Origin of the sequence: Listeria ivanovii subsp. londoniensis, assembly GCF_000763495.1 — a bacterium.
In the GTDB taxonomy this organism is placed as follows: domain Bacteria; phylum Bacillota; class Bacilli; order Lactobacillales; family Listeriaceae; genus Listeria; species Listeria londoniensis.
Window position 1 is genome coordinate 775,393 of the sequence record NZ_CP009576.1, and the last position, 18,252, is coordinate 793,644.

At 35.7% G+C, this 18,252-nt stretch carries 24 protein-coding genes; 21 read left to right on the forward strand and 3 right to left on the reverse strand.

The genetic code is table 11. The features are described from left to right. Positions 1–10: 10 nt before the first annotated feature. The 21 genes from JL53_RS03740 to JL53_RS03835 all read left to right on the forward strand — a co-directional run bounded on the left by JL53_RS03740 (position 11) and on the right by JL53_RS03835 (position 16,190). Positions 11–1,192 (forward strand): phage portal protein, encoded by a 1,182-nt coding sequence (locus JL53_RS03740; protein ID WP_038406808.1) that lies wholly within the window; start codon positions 11–13, stop codon positions 1,190–1,192. Next, positions 1,189–1,773 carry an HK97 family phage prohead protease gene (locus JL53_RS03745; RefSeq protein ID WP_038406809.1) on the forward strand — a complete coding sequence of 195 codons (585 nt, stop codon included), beginning with the start codon at positions 1,189–1,191 and terminating at the stop codon, positions 1,771–1,773. The genes JL53_RS03740 and JL53_RS03745 overlap by 4 nt, the downstream gene beginning before the upstream one ends. After that, entirely contained in the window at positions 1,764–2,951 is a 1,188-nt protein-coding gene (locus JL53_RS03750; protein ID WP_038406810.1) for a phage major capsid protein, read from the forward strand. The genes JL53_RS03745 and JL53_RS03750 overlap by 10 nt, the downstream gene beginning before the upstream one ends. Positions 2,952–2,955: 4 nt before the next feature. Next, positions 2,956–3,135, forward strand: a complete 180-nt coding sequence (locus JL53_RS03755) for a hypothetical protein (RefSeq protein WP_038406811.1) — start codon at positions 2,956–2,958, stop codon at positions 3,133–3,135. After that, on the forward strand, positions 3,135–3,425 hold the full coding sequence (locus tag JL53_RS03760) for a hypothetical protein (RefSeq protein ID WP_038406812.1): 291 nt from the start codon (positions 3,135–3,137) through the stop codon (positions 3,423–3,425). Before JL53_RS03755 ends, JL53_RS03760 begins: the two co-directional genes overlap by 1 nt. Continuing rightward, entirely contained in the window at positions 3,409–3,714 is a 306-nt protein-coding gene (locus JL53_RS03765; RefSeq protein WP_038406813.1) for a phage head closure protein, read from the forward strand. Before JL53_RS03760 ends, JL53_RS03765 begins: the two co-directional genes overlap by 17 nt. 6 nt (positions 3,715–3,720) lie before the next feature. Beyond that, complete coding sequence (locus JL53_RS03770; protein ID WP_038406814.1) at positions 3,721–4,074, forward strand: HK97 gp10 family phage protein; 354 nt, start codon at positions 3,721–3,723, stop codon at positions 4,072–4,074. Beyond that, positions 4,071–4,394, forward strand: coding sequence for a hypothetical protein (locus JL53_RS03775; RefSeq protein ID WP_038406815.1), 324 nt, complete (start codon positions 4,071–4,073; stop codon positions 4,392–4,394). The genes JL53_RS03770 and JL53_RS03775 overlap by 4 nt, the downstream gene beginning before the upstream one ends. Then, positions 4,395–4,973 carry a major tail protein gene (locus JL53_RS03780; RefSeq protein ID WP_010991264.1) on the forward strand — a complete coding sequence of 193 codons (579 nt, stop codon included), beginning with the start codon at positions 4,395–4,397 and terminating at the stop codon, positions 4,971–4,973. Between the two features lie 42 nt (positions 4,974–5,015). After that, on the forward strand, positions 5,016–5,372 hold the full coding sequence (locus JL53_RS03785; protein WP_038406816.1) for a hypothetical protein: 357 nt from the start codon (positions 5,016–5,018) through the stop codon (positions 5,370–5,372). Between the two features lie 74 nt (positions 5,373–5,446). Further along, complete coding sequence (locus tag JL53_RS15940) at positions 5,447–5,581, forward strand: hypothetical protein (RefSeq protein WP_260443740.1); 135 nt, start codon at positions 5,447–5,449, stop codon at positions 5,579–5,581. Positions 5,582–5,595: 14 nt separating this feature from the next. Next, a complete protein-coding gene (locus tag JL53_RS03790; RefSeq protein WP_038406817.1) occupies positions 5,596–8,877 on the forward strand; it encodes a phage tail tape measure protein in 3,282 nt (1,093 codons plus the stop codon). Continuing rightward, entirely contained in the window at positions 8,874–9,614 is a 741-nt protein-coding gene (locus JL53_RS03795; RefSeq protein ID WP_038406818.1) for a hypothetical protein, read from the forward strand. The genes JL53_RS03790 and JL53_RS03795 overlap by 4 nt, the downstream gene beginning before the upstream one ends. Then, on the forward strand, positions 9,596–11,737 hold the full coding sequence (locus JL53_RS03800) for a phage tail spike protein (protein ID WP_038406819.1): 2,142 nt from the start codon (positions 9,596–9,598) through the stop codon (positions 11,735–11,737). Before JL53_RS03795 ends, JL53_RS03800 begins: the two co-directional genes overlap by 19 nt. Further along, positions 11,734–12,837, forward strand: coding sequence for a BppU family phage baseplate upper protein (locus JL53_RS03805; protein WP_038406820.1), 1,104 nt, complete (start codon positions 11,734–11,736; stop codon positions 12,835–12,837). The genes JL53_RS03800 and JL53_RS03805 overlap by 4 nt, the downstream gene beginning before the upstream one ends. A 34-nt stretch (positions 12,838–12,871) precedes the next feature. Continuing rightward, entirely contained in the window at positions 12,872–13,255 is a 384-nt protein-coding gene (locus JL53_RS03810; protein WP_038406821.1) for a hypothetical protein, read from the forward strand. A gap of 19 nt (positions 13,256–13,274) precedes the next feature. After that, on the forward strand, positions 13,275–13,532 hold the full coding sequence (locus JL53_RS03815; protein WP_038406822.1) for a phage holin: 258 nt from the start codon (positions 13,275–13,277) through the stop codon (positions 13,530–13,532). A 2-nt stretch (positions 13,533–13,534) separates the two neighbouring features. Continuing rightward, a complete protein-coding gene (locus JL53_RS03820; RefSeq protein WP_038406823.1) occupies positions 13,535–14,395 on the forward strand; it encodes a peptidoglycan recognition protein family protein in 861 nt (286 codons plus the stop codon). Positions 14,396–14,718: 323 nt separating this feature from the next. Beyond that, the gene (locus tag JL53_RS15130; RefSeq protein WP_052010516.1) at positions 14,719–15,102 is read left to right on the forward strand and encodes a hypothetical protein; all 384 of its coding nucleotides are present in this window, start codon (positions 14,719–14,721) and stop codon (positions 15,100–15,102) included. Next, positions 15,095–15,814, forward strand: a complete 720-nt coding sequence (locus JL53_RS15135; protein ID WP_052010519.1) for a type II TA system antitoxin MqsA family protein — start codon at positions 15,095–15,097, stop codon at positions 15,812–15,814. The genes JL53_RS15130 and JL53_RS15135 overlap by 8 nt, the downstream gene beginning before the upstream one ends. Then, positions 15,798–16,190 carry a hypothetical protein gene (locus JL53_RS03835; RefSeq protein ID WP_038406445.1) on the forward strand — a complete coding sequence of 131 codons (393 nt, stop codon included), beginning with the start codon at positions 15,798–15,800 and terminating at the stop codon, positions 16,188–16,190. The genes JL53_RS15135 and JL53_RS03835 overlap by 17 nt, the downstream gene beginning before the upstream one ends. An 81-nt stretch (positions 16,191–16,271) precedes the next feature. On the opposite strand, the gene JL53_RS03840 is transcribed toward JL53_RS03835, so the two are convergent. From JL53_RS03840 to JL53_RS03845, 3 genes are all read right to left on the reverse strand, one after another. After that, entirely contained in the window at positions 16,272–16,478 is a 207-nt protein-coding gene (locus JL53_RS03840; RefSeq protein WP_038406447.1) for a hypothetical protein, read from the reverse strand. A gap of 664 nt (positions 16,479–17,142) precedes the next feature. Beyond that, on the reverse strand, positions 17,143–17,292 hold the full coding sequence (locus tag JL53_RS15705) for a tyrosine-type recombinase/integrase (RefSeq protein ID WP_077916404.1): 150 nt from the start codon (positions 17,290–17,292) through the stop codon (positions 17,143–17,145). A 421-nt stretch (positions 17,293–17,713) separates the two neighbouring features. Further along, positions 17,714–18,226: a hypothetical protein gene (locus JL53_RS03845; protein WP_038406824.1), complete on the reverse strand. Its 513-nt coding sequence runs from the start codon at positions 18,224–18,226 to the stop codon at positions 17,714–17,716. Positions 18,227–18,252: the final 26 nt, after the last annotated feature.

The following is an 18,252-nucleotide window of genomic DNA, read 5'->3' on the forward strand; positions in this document are numbered from 1 at the left end:
AGGTGAACAAATGAATTGGAGAATTAAAGTTCCGTGGAGAAAGAAACGATCTCAAGACTTTGGTTTTGTTTGGAATGGAGAGTCTTATAATTTTGCGTTGAATAGCGGATATACTAAGCTTTCCGATAATGCAGAGGTGAAAATTGCCGTCGATAAAATAGCAGACTTAGTTTCTAACATGACGGTGCATTTGATGGAAAATACGGAAAAAGGAGATATTAGAATTAGAGACGAATTGTCTCGAAAGATTGATATTAATCCGTACTCACTCATGACTCGAAAAACATGGATTTATAACATCGTATCTAATTTGTTACTTTATGGTGATGGAAATGCGATTGTTTTACCTGAAATAAAAAATGGATTGATTAGCGAGTTAAAACCCCTTGACCCAGCTCTAATTGATTTCGATGTAAGCGACGATTCGTATAAGATTCATTATAAAAATAAAACATACTATCCTGACGAAGTGGTCCATTTTGCTATTAATCCAGATCCGGAATATCCGTTTATCGGAACAGGTTATAGGATAGCTTTAAAATCACTTGTGGATAATTTAAATCAAGCAACAGCAACAAAAAAAGCATTTATGAGCAGTAAATTTATGCCGAACTTGATTGTAAAAGTAGATGCAAATGCGGCAGAATTGGCATCGGAAAAAGGCAAAAACAAAATTGAAGATATGTATTTAAAACGGACAGAAGAAGGAAAACCTTGGATAATTCCAGCGGATTTAATAGAAATAGAACAGGTTAAACCTTTGAGCTTGACTGATATTGCTATTAATGAAGCAGTAAATATTGATAAGAAAACAGTAGCGGGACTCTTAGGAGTACCTGCTTTTTTTCTTGGTGTTGGAGAGTTTAACAAAAATGAATTCAATAATTTTATCAATACTCGAATTATGTCAATCGCAATGATTATCTCGCAAACGTTGACTAGAGATTTATTAATCAGTCCATCACGATTTTTCAAACTAAATCCTCGAAGTTTATACTCATACGACATTACGGAATTAGTTACTGCAGGTGGTCAAATGGTGGATAGAATGGCAATGAGCAGGAACGAACTTCGTGACTGGATTGGTATGGCGCCTCGTGAAGACATGGAAGAATTACTTGCGTTAGAAAACTTCATCCCTGTTGAAAAGCTAGGAAACCAAAACAAGCTTAAAGGAGGTGATGATGAATGACTAATAGAAATGGAGCACGTCAAATAGTCAATAGACGAGCAGAACTAAATACAAATGAAACAGATGAAAGCGAAAAAGTCATTGAAGGCTATTTCGCTGTTTTTAATTCTGAAACAGAATTATTTCCCGGCGCTTTTGAAGAAATATTACCCGGCGCTTTTGACAATACGTTAGAAAACGATGTTAGAGCTTTAATCAATCATGATACCGCACTTGTTTTAGGACGGAATGTTTCTGAGACTCTATCACTCCGTGTAGATGACAAAGGACTTTGGGGACAAATAAAAATTAATCCTTTAGATTCCGATGCAATTAATTTGTATGAACGAGTGAAACGAGGGGATGTAAGTCAATGCAGTTTCGGTTTCAACATTATTAAAGAACAAGAAGAATGGCGTGATGATGGTTCAGTCAAATGGTCGTTAGAAGAAGTAGAACTACATGAAGTTTCTGTTTGTACATTTCCAGCTTATTCAGATACAGGTGTCGAAGCGAGACAAAATGATGTCAAAAAACATGAACAACGAAAACTAGAAGCAAAAAAAAATCAATTAAAGGAGAGATTGAAATTATGGCATTAAAACAATTAATGATTCAAAAAAAATTAGATTCAAAACGCAGTGAATTAGAGGAGTTGGAAACTCGTTCTAAATCTTTTAAAGAACAAGAAGACGTATTAACTCGCGCACTTGAAGAAGCAAAAACGGAAGAAGAAGTTAACACTGTTGAAAAAAGTGTTGATGATTTGGAAAACGAAAAAGAAAAATTAGAAAAAGAACGTGACGAATTAACAGCAAAAATAAAAGAGTTGGAAAAAGAACTAGAAGAAGCAAATGAAAAACCTAACGCTTCTAAAGACGAAGAAAAAGGAGAGGACGAAGAGCGCATGGGAAAATATAAAGATAAAGAAGTACGTAGTGCAGTAAATACATTTATTCGTACGAAAGGGCAAACGCGAGCTGGGTTAGTATCTACTGATGCAGGCGTTATTATTCCAGAAGAAATTATTTATTCACCTGAAAAGGAAGTCAAGACTGTCACTAATTTAGCTGAATTAGTATCTAAAACAAAAGTTAGCACCGCTTCTGGTAAATATCCGATTTTAAAACGTGCTACAGCTCGATTAAATTCTGTACCTGAACTGGAAGCTAATCCTCAACTAGCAAAACCTGAATTTGAGCAAATTAATTGGGAAGTTGTAACTTATCGTGGAGCTATTCCGATTTCTCAAGAATCTATTGACGATGCGGCAGTCGACTTAGTTAGCATCGTATCGGAAAATGCACAGGAACAAAAAATCAATACAACAAATTATGCTATTTCAGAAGTGTTAAAAACATTTACTGCTAAAGCTGTGACAGATACAGATGATATTAAACAAATTCTAAATGTAACATTAGATCCTGCATACGAACGTAATGCGGTCGTATCTCAAAGTTTTCTACAGTGGGTTGATACTTTGAAAGATTCCGACGGTCAATATATTTTACATCGTGATATTACTTCACCTTCCGGAACTTCTCTGTTCGGAATTAAATTGGAAGTTGTTAATGATGAACTTCTAGGTCTCGCAGGAGAAGCACATGCATTTTTAGGCGATTTAAAACGTGCTGTTCTATTTGCTGACCGTGTGGACATCACCGCGCGTTGGGTAGAGAACGAAATCTACGGTCAATATTTACAAATCGGCACTCGTTTTGATGTAAAACAAGCAGATTCTAAAGCTGGATATTTCTTAACATTCACACAAGGAGCGTGAGAATATGAGTAAATATGTTGTGCTAAAAAGTTTTTCTGATTTGGAAGATGGAAAGCATATTTATCGTAAAGGGGATAAATATCCTTTTCGCGGGAAACCGAAAAAACCTCGTGTAGATGAATTATTGTCATCTGATAATAAATTAGGTGAACCGCTTATTGCAGAGTTAGAAAGTGATAAGTGATGAATACAGACACTGTTTTAGAACTTGTTAAAGCAAGGGAAGGTATTTCTAGCAATGTTAGAGATACCTATTTGCTTGCAATAATCAGCGGAGTAATTCAAGAATTAGAAAATGAAAAAAGCATTGTTTTAAATGCTGACGATGCGAATCATTTAATGTTTGTAGTTGACTACACTTCTTGGAGATACAACAATCGTGAATCTGAAAACATGCCACGCCATTTACAGTATCGTTTACACAATCTTATTATTCAATATCGAGAGGTGGGCATAGATGAACTGGAACAATGAGGTCACTTTAGTTTCAGAAAAATTGATTATGGACGATGTAGGGAATCAAATTCCACAAACATTCGAAAATGTCATACTCTGTGAAAAGAAAAACGTCACACGTCAAGAATTCTACGAAGCTAGTTCTAGCGGATTCAAACCATCCCTCGTTTTGAATATACATGCTTACGAATATAACAATGAAACAAAGCTTATTTTTGAAGGCGAAATGTATGTAATTATTCGAACGTATAATGTTGATTTAGAAAGATTAGAATTAACATGTGAACGTGATTTGGGAAAGCGGTGATAGAATTTGAAAGTTAAAAATTTGAATAGCGTTATCGCTGAATCATTAAAAGCATATACAAAAGATGTTGAAAAAGATCTGGAAGTAGTTCAAAAAAAGGTTGTTAGCGACGGTGTGCGAAAGATAAAACAAAAAAGTCCAGTTCTAAAAGGGACATATGCTTCTGGCTGGAAAATGAAAAAAGTGGCTAATGGTTATGTTATCTACAATGCGAAAAGACCTGGACTAACACATCTCTTAGAAAATGGTCATGCTAAACGTGGTGGTGGTCGAGTGAAAGGTATTAAACACATAGAACCTGTAGAACAAGAAATTATCAAAGATTATTTAGCAGAGACGGAGAGGGTGCTTAAAAAATGAATTTAAAAGAAATATTAGATAGCACTGAAATACCAGTTGCGTATGATCATTTCACAGAAACAAGTGAAACACCTATCCCCTCTCTGCCTTTTATAACTTATGTAGAAGGAGATAGTGACAACTCGATGGCAGACAATAGCGTTTGGAAAATCATCAATGACTATACTATTGAACTCTACACAGAATTTAAAGCAATAGACATAGAACGAAAATTAGAAAATGTTTTATTGGCTAACAAACTGCCTTTTAACTCTTCAACTACAGAGTGGATTGAGAGCGAAAAAATGTTTGTAAAATATTATTATGTGAGGATGATTTAAATGGAAGGACAAGAAAATAAAGTATTGTTTGGACTTGAAAATGTACATTATGCAACATACAGTGAAACTGATGGAGTAATCACATACGATACTCCTAAACCATTGCCGGGTGGAGTAGAAATTTCCGTGGAACCGCAAGGAGATATGATTAAATTTTATGCGGACAACATTGTTTATTATCAAGCACCGAATAATCAAGGTTACGAAGGAACGTTGACAATTGCAAGTATTCCCGAAGGTTTCGCAACAGACTGCTTAGGGGAAGAACTGGACACGGTTGATGGTGTACTTACCGAAAAATCGGATGCTAAACCGAAACCATTCGCTTTGTTATTTGAATTTGATGGTGATGTAAAATCAGTTCGTCAAGTTCTGTACAATTGTACTGCTAGCAGACCGACAGTTGCTTCTTCTACAAAAACTGATTCTGTAGAACCTAACACGAATGAGCTTTCATTTTCAGCAGGACCACGCGCAACAGATAAAGCAGTTAAAACAAAAACAGCGGCGGGAGTACCTGATGAAATTTACAACAATTGGTATAAAGCAGTTTATGAAAAAACACCAGCGGGAGCCTAGAATTTTTCTAGGTTCTTTTTTTAATATTTAGGAGGATGAGAAATGGAAAAAACAATAGAAGTTGATGGTAAGAAAATCCCGCTTAAAAGCACTGGGGCAACTGTACTTAGATATAAACAGCAATTCGGTAAAGATTATTTTGGTGAATTATTGAAAATGACAAAAGCTATTGAGCCAATGAAGAAAAATAAAAAAATGACCAATTTAGCGGATAGTGATTTATCACTTCTGGATTTTGAGGTCCTTTATAATTTCATCTGGGTTCTTGCTAAAACTGCTAATCCCAATATTCCGGAACCGCTAGAATGGTTGGATGGATTCGACTCATTCCCAATCGTGGATATCATGCCCGATATTGAGGACCTTCTTGCTGCAAGTATTCAAACGAAAAAAAAGTAACTGATACGTCTCAAAGTGCTAGCGATGAACCGCTGACTGCTGAGTCGTTTTTTTATATTTGTAAGCAAGTTGGATTGACGATTGATGATTTAGAAATAATGACTCTAGGCTCTTGCTTGGATTATTTTGCAGAATTTGAAGAAGCACAAAATCCGGAGAAAAAGAAAAAAGCTAGAAGAGCATCACAAGCAGACTTCGATGCATTTTAGGAGGTGGAAATAAATTGGCAAAAGGTAGAATACAAGGTATTACTATTGAACTCGATGGTGATACAAAGGGATTAAATAGCGCTCTTAAAAGTGTCAACAGTCAATCAACTAAATTGACAAGTGAGCTAAAAGATGTTGAAAAACTATTGAAGTTTAATCCCGGAAATGTTGAAGCTCTTGCGCAAAAACAACAGTTATTGACGAAGCAAATAGAGACAACTACGCAGAAATTAGACCAATTACGACAAGCAGAAAGTCAAGTTGAAGCGCAATTTAACAGCGGTGAAATTGGAGAAGAACAGTATAGAGCTTTCAGACGTGAGATAGAATATACAGAAGGCGCTTTAAACGGGTACAAAGGTCAGTTAAACAATGCGCAACTAGAGCAAGAAAAGTTAGGTCAAAATACAAAACGCATTAACACACTGTTTGAAGCGACAGGTTCCAGCGTAGATGATTTTGCTGACATTTTAGGTGGTCGTTTGACAAATGCAATAAGAAATGGTACAGCGACATCTGACCAGCTCGAACAAGCAATCAATAAAATTGGACGCGCGGCGTTAGGCACTGATGTAGATGTGGGTAAAATGAAAAATGCGTTGGATACAGTAGATGATGGAAAAAGTATTCAAAATGTAAAAACAGATTTAAAAGGTTTATCGACAGAAAGTAATGAGACTGGCGAAGCCCTCGAAGGCATGAGTAAGAAAATGGACACTGGAATACTGTTGGAAGGAGCCGAAGCAGTTCAAGGCGTTACAGATAAGGTAATTGAGCTTGGGAAAGCTTCATTTGACAGTGCTTTAGATGCAGATGCTGCAACAGGAAAATTTAACAAAAATTTTGGTCTGGTTGGTAACGAAGCAAAGAAAACTAAAGATACAATTGTAGATTTTTACAATACTGGTTTAGTTGACTCGTACGAAGAAGCCGGCGAAGCGCTGACTCAAACGAAAAGACAATTGAATGACCTCAATGCAACAGATTTAGAAAGTGTGACAGAAAAAGCACTTGCATTTTCTAAGACATTCGATTCTGATATGAACGAAACTTTGCGCGGCGCTAATGCTTTGATGGAAACCTACGGGCTGTCCGCTGAACAATCATTTGATTTAATGACTGTGGGAGCGCAAAACGGACTCAATAAAACGGACGAATTGGGGGACAATCTAGCAGAATATTCCGGGCAGTTCAAGCAAAACGGCTATAGCGCACAAGGGATGTTCGAAACTTTAGAGGCTGGCTTGGATTCAGGCGCTTATAATTTAGACAAGGTTAATGATTTAGTAAAAGAATTTGGGATTCGTGTGTCAGATGACTCGATAGAAAAAGCTGTCGAAGGTCTGGGCGGAAAGTGGAAAACCATGTATGCGGACATGAAAAAGGATGGCTACGATAACAATGAAATTTTCGCTAATTTGGCTACTGAAATAAATAAAGTTGGAGATGAACAAGAAAGGGCATCTATTGTATCAGCAATATTTGGGTCTCTCGGAGAAGACAATACTGTAAAAGTTTTAACTGCGATGGGCGATTTAAATGGTGAGCTAGGTGCAGTACAAGGGAAATATGATGATGTAAAAGGCGCATCAGAAAAATTGACAGAGACAAATAGCAAACAAGACTTAACTAAAATGTGGCATGAATTACAAACGGCACTCGCGCCAATAGGAGAATATTTATTGGAACTAGCTAATACAATAGTCCCGAAAGTTGTAAGTGTAATTAAAGATTTAAAAAAATGGTTTGATGAATTAAGCCCGTTTTCGAAGAAAGTCATGGAATTTGTAGGAATAATGACAGGGGTGTTTACAGTTATTATGTCAATTGTATCTGCATTGGCTCCAGTAATTGCTGCGTTTGTAATATTAGGAAGCGTTGTGGGTACTGTGATTGCCGTCATTGCTGCAATAGCCGCAGCAATAGCCGCCGTCATTCTAATTATAAAAAACTGGGGCGCTATTGTCGATTGGTTGAAAGGCGTTTGGGAAACGATAGCAGACTTTTTCAGTGATTTATGGGAAAATGTTAAGCAAATTTTTTCAGATGCATGGGAAGGAATAAAAGAATGGCTTATGGACCTTTTCATTGCGTGGGCTAAATGGAATTATGATATTTGGAACGGTATTGTTGAGTTTTTCGCAAACATTTGGAATGGATTAAAAGAAAAATGGATGGAGTTCTGGGACCCGATTATTGAGTGGTTTAAAGAAAAATGGGAATTAATAAAAACGACTGCTTCGGAAGTTTGGCAATCTATTGTGGATACTATCGTTACCGTTTGGGACGGGTTAATGACTTTCTTAGACCCGATTATTAGTCTAATTACTACTCTAATCGAAGGGGCTTGGTTAACAATTGTTGCGGTGACTCAAATAGCTTGGGGAGCATTCGAAACATTTATAATAGAGCCTTTGAAAAATGTATGGAAATGGGTTCAGGATATATTTAAAAAAATAGTGAATTGGATAAAAGAGAAATGGGAACAAGTAAAACTCATTACAAAAGTTGCCTGGTTACTATTTAAGAAATATATGATTGACCCTGTGGTTGCGGCTTATAACTATGTTAGACAAAAATTTACTGATTTAGCAAATTGGATAAAAGAAAAATGGGAGTTTGCTAAAGCTATTACAAAAGCTGCATGGGCAGCGTTGAAACAAAGAATGATTGACCCAGTTGTCGAAGCATACAACAAAGTCAGAGAGAAAATTAGTAACTTAGTTTCTTCTATTAAAGAAAAATTTGATGACGCAAAAAGGGCTGTTAAAGAAAAATTTGATGCAATAAAAAAATCAATCATTGATCCGATTGAAAAAGCAAAAGACAGTGTAAAAAAAATTATTGATAAAATTAAAGGATTTTTCAAAAACTTGATCTTAAAAATTCCTAAACCATCCATGCCCGACTTACCACATTTCAGTTTAAAAACAAGCACAAAAAAGGTCTTCGGCAAAGAGATAAAATTCCCGTCAGGCATAGATGTAGATTGGTACGCAAAAGGTGGAATTTTAACAAAACCTACCATGTTTGGCATGAATGGAAGCTCTGCGATGGTCGGCGGAGAAGCTGGGAAAGAAGCTGTGTTGCCGTTGAATGCAAAAAATTTAGGCACGATAGGTAAAATGATTGCTGACACAATGCCGCAAAGTGGTGGAGACACATACGATTTGACTATCAATGTGAATGGCAATGTGGACAAGTCAATGATTAATTTAATGAAGAAAGAAATGCAAAAAATTCTTGTTGAACAAACGAGACGGAAAGATAGTAGCATGGGGGGTGTGACAATATGAGGAATGGAGAGTTTATTTTTAACGGTGTAAATTTTTATGAAAATAATGTATACATTCAAGAACGACCGGAAATTCCGCGAGCTGAAAGGAATGAAACACTTGTAGATATTCCGGGAAGATTCGTTCCACTGACGAATTGGGACGGGACATACTTACCTGTCGAATTTACATTATCGTTATTTTTGAAAGCACAAAATACAGAAACTGCTATTGATGAATATTATCAAATTACTTCTAAATTGCAAGATTCTGTGAATCATCTAGCAAAATTCTATTTTGATGAAAACTATTATTATTCTGTAAAATTCACAGAAATAACTTTATCATATCAAACAAGCTATATCGAAGGTGTCCCTTTCACAGTGAAAGTCACATGCTCGCCTTTAAAAAATGATTTGTCAGGTATCTATCCTACCGTAATTGAAAACGGGGCTAAAATTTATAAAATGAATTCTTCCATTTCTCAACCGCTCATTGAGTTTTCAGGTTCGGGAGATATTACTATTAATGTGAACGGTAATGAATTTGTATTTAAAGATTTACTACAAGGAGATTATGGAATAGACAGTGAAGTGCGAGAAGTTTATCAAGTGATAGATAGCGCTTATGTATCGATAAATAATAAATATTATAGCAAAAACATATTTCCGTTTTTTGATTTAGAAGAAAATACGATTTCTTGGAGCGGAAATGTTTCGAAAGTGCAGGTGACGACTCGATGGGCGAGCGTAATTTAAATATTCCGCTTCTGTACGAAGTAAATGAAACAGAGTTCCTTCACAGTGGAATTTGTTCGTTGTCGGAAACTGTGCGTTGTGAGGTTCATGAGGTCATGAATGCAGAGTTTGAACTTGAACTAGAATATCCTGTAAACGGTTCTCAGGCGCACGAATTGATAAACGGACGTTATATTTCTGCATTTGTTGATTCGCAGAGAGGTTATAATCCTTTTGAAATAGACACGGTGGAAAAGAGTTTGTTTGCTGATACATTCATTATTAAAGCGTCACATCAAACAAATAAATTAAGAAAAAAAATGGTCAAAGAATTCAAAGTAGAGAAAGTTTCGTGTGGAACTGCGATGAATAGATTGAAAGACTCGTTACTTGAACCTACAAACATTGAATTTTATTCAGATATTTCTACATTGAATAGTACATTTTTGCGTTTTAAAAATGCATTATCGTGCATAGGCGGCGTGGAAGGCTCTATTTTAGATACATGGCGCGGTGAAATTGAAAGAACAACAAACAAAATTTCAATGTTGAAAAAAAGAGGGACAGACAGCGGTGTTGTGATTGCATATAGAAAGAATATGACAGGTTTGAACATAAATACTGATACGCTTGATATGGTAAACGCAATCATGCCTTACGCAATTAAAACAGTGAACGACTCAGATACAGTTATTTCTTTGTTAGAGAGTTATATTTACTCTCCTAATTACAAAATGGGGGATGAGATAAACGCCGTTGAAATTGATTATTCCTCTGATGAAAATGTAGTTGATGAAATCACACTTCGGAATGCAGCTAAAAATTATTTTTCTAGTAATACTATTAGTGAGCCTAAATTAGATTTAGAAATAAGCTTTCAAGATTTAGGACAAACAGAAGAGTATAAAATGTTTCAAAATATGAATAGAATATTTATCGGTGATACATTATCTGTATTTCATACTGAGTTAAATATAGAAGCAACTGCACGCATGGTAGAGTTCACGATGGACAGCTTGAGAGGTAAATATATTACTTGCGTTGTCGGTTCTGTCAAAAGTGACTTAAAATCAACTATGACCGCAGGAATGGCAACGTTGGACGAAATAGAAGCTGGCGATAATCGAATGCAAGAATATGTTGACGATTTGACAAATCAGATTACTGGAAATCAGGGCGGTAATCTAGTCATTCGCCCTCCTGAAAAACCGGCGGAATTACTGATAATGGATACGGATAATGTTGGCACGGCAGTAAATTTGTGGCGATTTAATCAAATGGGTCTTGGACATTCAAAGACTGGTTATAATGGAAAATACACGATTGGTCTGACACAAGACGGAAAAATAGTAGCTGATCTAATTGCAACTGGAACCCTCCGAGCAATCGACATTGAAGGTGTAACCATCACAGGTTCGAGCGGATATTTCGATGTTTTATATTCTAGTTTTCTACCGGGACTCCCTGCGCCTCAGTATCGCGAAGAGTTGCAAATGGGTGGCGGCACAGGCTTTAACTTAACTACACAGTCAACAAGTAAAGCTTATCCTGCAATGCAAGTCAGACTGAACACGAACGGCGATTTAGGGCTTGCTATTGAAGCGGTCAACGAAAATACAGGAGCAGTAGATGCGGATAGAGTTGTTCGACTATCTCCTTTCGCGGGTATCGAAACGCCTTTACTTCAAAGTGACGGCTGGTGTTGTATCGGCGCTAATCCTGACGGCAAAACAGCTTCAATTGACCGCTACACGTGGGTTTCTGGTGGAGGTCCTCAACTACGTTACGTGCCACATCGAGCTAGTAATTTTGAGACTGCTAGTTCAGAAGAATATAAGAAAAACATACGAAAAGTGAAGAAAACCGCTTTTGGTAAAACTGCTAAGCAAGTTATTACTGAAACGGACGTTTATACGTATTCACATATCGCAGATAAAACTAATGAGAAAAAAATCGGTTTTATTGCGGAACAAGCTTCTGATTCATTGACCACAGCGGACGGAAAAGCAATTGATTTATATAATTCGGTTGCTTGGCTTTATCAATACGCGAAAGAAAATGAAGCAGAAAAAGAAGCGTTAAAAGCAGAAGTAAAAGAGTTGAAGGACTTAGTAAATAAATCAGTAAATGAGGTGAACAAATGAGCAACTTACGAAAAATAAATGCAACGCTAGATTTAAACAGAAAAAGCTGGAGTATTGAACGTATTGAGGCGGTTCAGGGGGATATTAATTCATTAACAATTGCGGCGCGAATCGTCTTAGACGGTAAAGGAATGAACTTAACTGAGTATACGCCCACGTTTGCGGTAGTTTTACCGGGAACAAACGAATACGTTATCGACGATTTACATTTTGATACCGGCAGATTGAGCGAAGGATATTTCGAGTACACTTTCGTAAAAGAAGCGTTTTCCGTTCCGGGCGTATATGATACAGCCCGTTTTATTTTGCAAAAAGCGGATAAAACTGAACTAAGCGGAATGCCTCGCTTCACATATTACGTAGAGAAAGACCCGCTTCAAGGTAAAGTTATTGCTGAGAGTTATATAAGTGATTTCGAGCGATTAGAAAGTTTGATTGCTGATGTTGAAACAGAAATTACAGGTTTGCACGATGAAGTGACAAGTGAAAGTATGCGGCTAGATAATGAAATAGCTGGACTTGACGCAAAAATTGACACAGAAACGAGCAAACTACAGACAGAAGCGAGTAATCTACAAACGCAATTTGACAGTTTTAATCCGTCACAATTTGCACAACAAACGGACTTAAATGCACATGTAAATAATGCGGATATTCACGTAACTTCAGCAGATAAAACGAATTGGAACGCAAAGGAAACAACAGAAGGCGCACAAGCAAAAGCAGATAAAGCGCTTGATGACGCGAAAACAGATGCTGCAAGTTTGTACGAGCCGAAAATCACGAAAACGGCATGGACGGTGCCTGTGCTGAATAGCGGATTTTCTATATTAGACAGTAGATTCCCGCCCCTTTACAGATTAAAAGGGTCTAAATTGCAAATAAAAGGCGCTGTGGGGCGCACATCAGCAAAAGGTGCAATGTTTAACTTGCCCGTCGGATTTCGAACATCAGAGAGAAGAGGCTTTTCAGTATCTCTCGTATCTTCCGTAGGTGGTAACGTTGGTACAGTATACTTTCAAACAAATGGCGATGTTGAACTTGTTGCCGCATCGCAAGATTCGCCGGTTTGGGTTGAAGTGTCGTTTGATATTGATTAAGGTTTTTATTTTTTTGAGGCGGTGAGTTAATGAAATGGAACAAGAATTAAAAATTTCGAATGCTGAGTATTTAAAATTGAACAAACGAATACAAAGCAATGAAAAATATGTCGAGTCGCTAAAAGAAGACTTGCAAGAACACAGCGTAGCAATGAGTAAAATGCAAGCGGAGCTAGAAGAAGTAAAACACAATCGTGTTTTAAATGAGGATACTCTATCGCTAATGATGGAGAACGCTGTACGTAACGGACTAAGTGATGTGATGAATGAGATAAAAGCACAGGACGAACGTATTAGAAAGCTAGAAGTAGACAAGTATAAAACAGCTTATAAATCGTTGTCATGGGCTTCAACTGTCGGCGGTGCCGTAGTGATTGGCGCTATTGTCACAGCTATCATCAAAGCAATTATTAATTAAAAAATAAGGAGTGAACAAAATGAAAAATATTAATTGGAAAGTACGATTTAAAAACAAAACGTGGGTGATTGCGATGATAGCGGCACTCTTCTTCATTGTACAAGCGGTATTGCTTGTATTTAATGTTACATGGGACTACAACGAGCTGTTACAGCGTTTAATAACTGTAGTAACTGGTGTGTTTGCTGCATGGGGGCTAATTATCGACCCTACAACAGCAGGAACAGGTGATAGTGAACAGGCGAAGGAATATTCTGAACCACGAAAGGATGAGTAAAAATGGCATTAACAGAGGCTTGGTTAATTGAGAAAGCTAATCGAAAGTTAAATGTAGCAGGGATGAATAAAACCACATCTGATAAAACTCGCAATGTCATAAAAAAAATGGCAAAGCAAGGTATTTATTTATGTGTTGCACAAGGATACCGCTCTAAAACAGAACAAAACGCACTATATGCGCAAGGAAGGACAAAGCCGGGAAGCATTGTCACAAATGCAAAAGGTGGGCAATCGAATCATAATTTTGGTGTAGCTGTAGACCTATGTTTGTATTCAAATGACGGAAAAAAAGTCATTTGGGAGTCAACAACAAGCCGATGGAAAAAGGTTGTTGCGGCGATGAAGGCGGAAGGCTTTAAATGGGGCGGAGACTGGAAAATTTTTAAAGATTATCCACATTTTGAATTATGCGACGCTGTGAGTGGTGAGAAGGTGCCAGCTCAAAAAAATAAAAATCCGAACAGACACGAAGGGAAAGTGGTTGATAGTGCGCCGCTACTGCCGAAAATGGACTTTAAAACAAATCCTGTTCGCATGTACAAAGCGGGAACTAAATTCTTAGTCTATGAACATAATAAATATTGGTATAAAACGTATATCAACAACAAACTATATTACATGTATAAAAGTTTTTGTGTTGTTGCTGGCAAAAAAGACTCGAAAGGTCGCCTTCCTGTTCGCATTAAATCGGCGAAAGATTTGCGAATTCCAGTGTGGAATAATACTAAACTAAACAGCGGAAAAATTAAATGGTATAAACCGGGCACTAAATTGGCTTGGTATGACAATAAAAAAGGTTATTTGGAGTTGTGGTATCCCGCAGATGGGTGGTATTACACAGCTAACTACTTTTTGAAATAGAATGAATGCCCTCGCTTTTGCGGGGGTTAATTTTTTTGTATAAAAAAAGATACTTTTGTGATACTTTGTAAATCATTAAATACATTACTATAAAGATATCCATTATTGTATCTGAATTATTATCCGAAAAATCTAATAAAAGTAGACCTTATTAACTAAAAACGTTCGCTATAGGGGAACAAAATATGAATTTATGAGTATATATCTTTCTTTTCTTTCTTGTTTGGGTTATTGTGTTATTAAGAGATAACGTTTTTAAATTATGCAAAGTATCACATTTAAGCTATAATTATATATTATAGCTAGATGAAAGGGATACGTATATGACCTCAAGACGAGATGTGGATATTGTTATTGAGCAAGTGAAAAAGTCATTTAAAGATAATAAATTCCAAATGTGGCAGACTAAAAAAAATGGGAATTTCATGAGAAAGTTAGGGTGGACTTATACCCAAATACAAAGCTATATTTGCAACAATCTTTGTTGTGAAAATTATTATAAGGGACCTAATGCAAATCGTAGTTCTACCGGTGGTAAAGGAGCTATTATTTGGGAATTTGGAATGGGAGTAGAAAATTACGAAGTGTACGTTAAGGTAAGCATCTTGGAAGAAAATGGTGAGTTTAAGTCAGCTTGTTTGTCTTTTCATGAATGCGAATATCCAATTATATACCCATTTAGGAGAGGAAGTGGTATAAATGGCTAGACATTTTTGCTTTGAATGTTTAAATGAGACCGAATTTAAAGAAGTAGAATTTAAAGAAGATATTGAAATAAAAGGTGAAATGTTTTCAAATACTCATCATTATTTAGAGTGCGAAAATTGTGGTGTTCAAATTGAAAATCCTGCAAATCTGGATAGAAATTTAGAATCTGACTATAATTTCTATCGAAAAGCAAAGAATTGGCTTACTCCCGATGAAATTAAATCTGTCAGAGAGCAATACGGTCTAAGTCAAAGGACTTTTGCAACATTATTGGGAATGTCACATGCCACACTGAGCCGATATGAAGGAGGAGCTTTACAAACTGATTTGCATAATACCTTGTTTATAATGGCAAATGACCCAAATGCGTTTCATATGGTAATGCTTACTAATAAAAGCAAAATAAGTGAGGATATTTATAAGAAAACTGAAAATAAAATTATCAACCTTCTGAAAGAAAGAGAAGGTTTTGTTTATAAGTATGTCGAAGAAAATATTAAAAGAATGAATAAAAAAGTTGCTAGAATAGAAGCTCAATCAGAACTAGCTCATGACTACGTAAATGCTTTAAAAGTTGAAAATAATAGGAATGAAGCAATTGTACTTAAAAATAAAACTAATGCTAAATTAAAAAGTAATGATAAAAATAGTTTGGCTTCTACTTTCGCAAGTCTTTTCAAAGGTGGTAAAACAAATGGAAATAACATATAAAGATACGCAACTAAAATCTATAAATACTTCTATTGAAGGAATAAGTGGAGGAGAATTAGAACGTAAAAACAGTTTAATGTTTGATGCTGTTTACGAAGATGAAATACAAAATATTATAGTTAGAAACGAAGAAAAAATAGTTTTAGATGGAGAACAAGTGTTATTTCAAATAACTTTAGAATCCCATTTTACTTGTGATGAAAAAATCGAAGATATCCGAACTATTTTAGATGTTTCGGAAGAAAGAGAACGGTTAACTATACCTGTCCTAAGCGAATCATCTTTAATTATCGGTTTTATTACAGGAAAATTATTTGGTATACCCATGGTGGTGGCACCAATGGAAACTGAAATGGAAACTGAAAATGATGAATAGCTTCTCGCAATTAACCAACCCTAACCTCACCGTTAGGGCTTTTTTTTATGCAAAAAACGCCAAGCATGTGCTTAGCGTGCATCATTTATCCTTAATCATTCCCTTATGATTAATTTTTCCCTCTATAATTAATTTTTCAAGTTCCTTCAAATCTTCCAACGTAGCTTTATTCTTTATAAAAGAACGCGCAGCTGAACGGCTTTTTAAATAATTTGCATGTTCTTTATTTTTATCTTGCCATGCCTTGTTTGCTTTCAACTGCGCGTCAGAGGTCGTTTTTTTCGTCATAATTAATCACTTCCTAATTTTTATTAAGTACACTAGACAAGCTAATGTGGTCAGTATAGCAATGATGGTCAATGCTATATTCTGAAAGTAACTAGCGAGTCCGTTAACACAGATAACAATTAATATAACCCAGATATATTTATTCATAATTTATGAAAGACGTGATATACTTTTAATAGAGGGAGGGGAGTTTCACCCCTCAACTTTACTTGTCCTTGTTTTTGTCCTTCTTGCGTAATGTTATCAGCGCTACTGCAAGAGTGATAATTTCAAGGACTGTTTTTATTTCCTCTAAGATGTCTTTCACTTTCTCAACTCCTTTCTATATTTATATTATAATACATGTATTATAATATAGCAAGTGTTTTTATAAATTAATTTTAAAATACTCAAATAAATTTGTAGCGGTTGAGAGGTTTTGACTATCATTCTGACTATCACTTTAAACGAGGTTTTAGTAAATCGTCAGAGTAGTAGAAAAAAACAACCCTCTTAAAATAGCTTTAAATAGCTGTTTCAGAGGGTTGTAGAAATTTATAGAAATTAGCAGAAGAATAACTTTTCGTCCCCTTCAGCCGGACTTGGGTATTTCTCCATGCAGTCGTATCAATGATTTGAGAGCTTTTATGATTTTTATTGACTATCAAATCGATTTCAACAGGTTTTATTTTAGCATAAAATCAGAAAAAAGAGAAGCTGTAGAATCTTTCTTTTCTTGTGTAACATGCGTATAAATATTAGATGTAGTTTGTATATTCGCATGTCCTAAACGTTCTTGTACATCTTTTAGCGATGCGCCAGCTTCAAATAGCATTGATGTGTGCGTATGATGGAATCCGCGATAAGTTTTTTTAGGTCAGAGCGATATTTAAAAAAGGTTTCTAACCATGCGTATGTTGAACTAGAATGGTCATATTCGCTTTTATAACGAATATGATTTGAGCTTTATCTAATTTCAAAGTAGGATGATTTTCACGTTGATACTTTTTCCCTTTTGTTCATACGCATTTAGTAGGTTGGATTAAACTTTGACCATATGTATATGATTTGATGATAAGTTTAGAGTTTATTTACCATAAAAAACACCCCTTGTATTGTATTTTGTAGTGACCAAAAAAGTTAGATTTTTTGGTCTAACTTTTTTGGGTCGCTTTATTTCGTACTGCACAACCTAAGAGGTGCTTTTCATCAACCCCATATAAAGGGGGAGACTAGTGAGGGAAGGGCATTTTTTATTATTTTGATTTTATTTCGTATTTAGCTGTTTTATATGTGACTACTTTACCTGTTTCTTTATCGTTATCAAATTGAACGACTTTGATCTCATGTGTCCCTACTTCATATTCACTTGCTGCTGTTAAGTCTAAAAAGGTTTGTATATCTGAAAATTTTGTTTTTAGATTAAGTGCATCGTCAATGTAGATATATGACAATTTGGAATCATCGAATTCCCATGCTTCGAAACCGATAAAAGGTGTTAATTCATCTTTTTCTCTATACATAAATGGAATATTTCCGTTCTCAGACGAGCCTGACTCTGTTCTTAGAATAAACCTTCCTTTACCTAATTCTTTATCAGGAAATTTGATGCTGGTTTTCTTTTTTTCTTTTCCCGCATCTTCTTTTTTAGAAGCACTTTCTGCTTTTTTTGGAGCACTTTCTTCTTTTTGGGCACCATTATTTCCGCATGCAGTTAAACCTAAACTTAAAAAAATTGACAGACTAACTAATAAAAGTAATTTTTTCATTCTAAATCTCCTTTTATAAAATATTA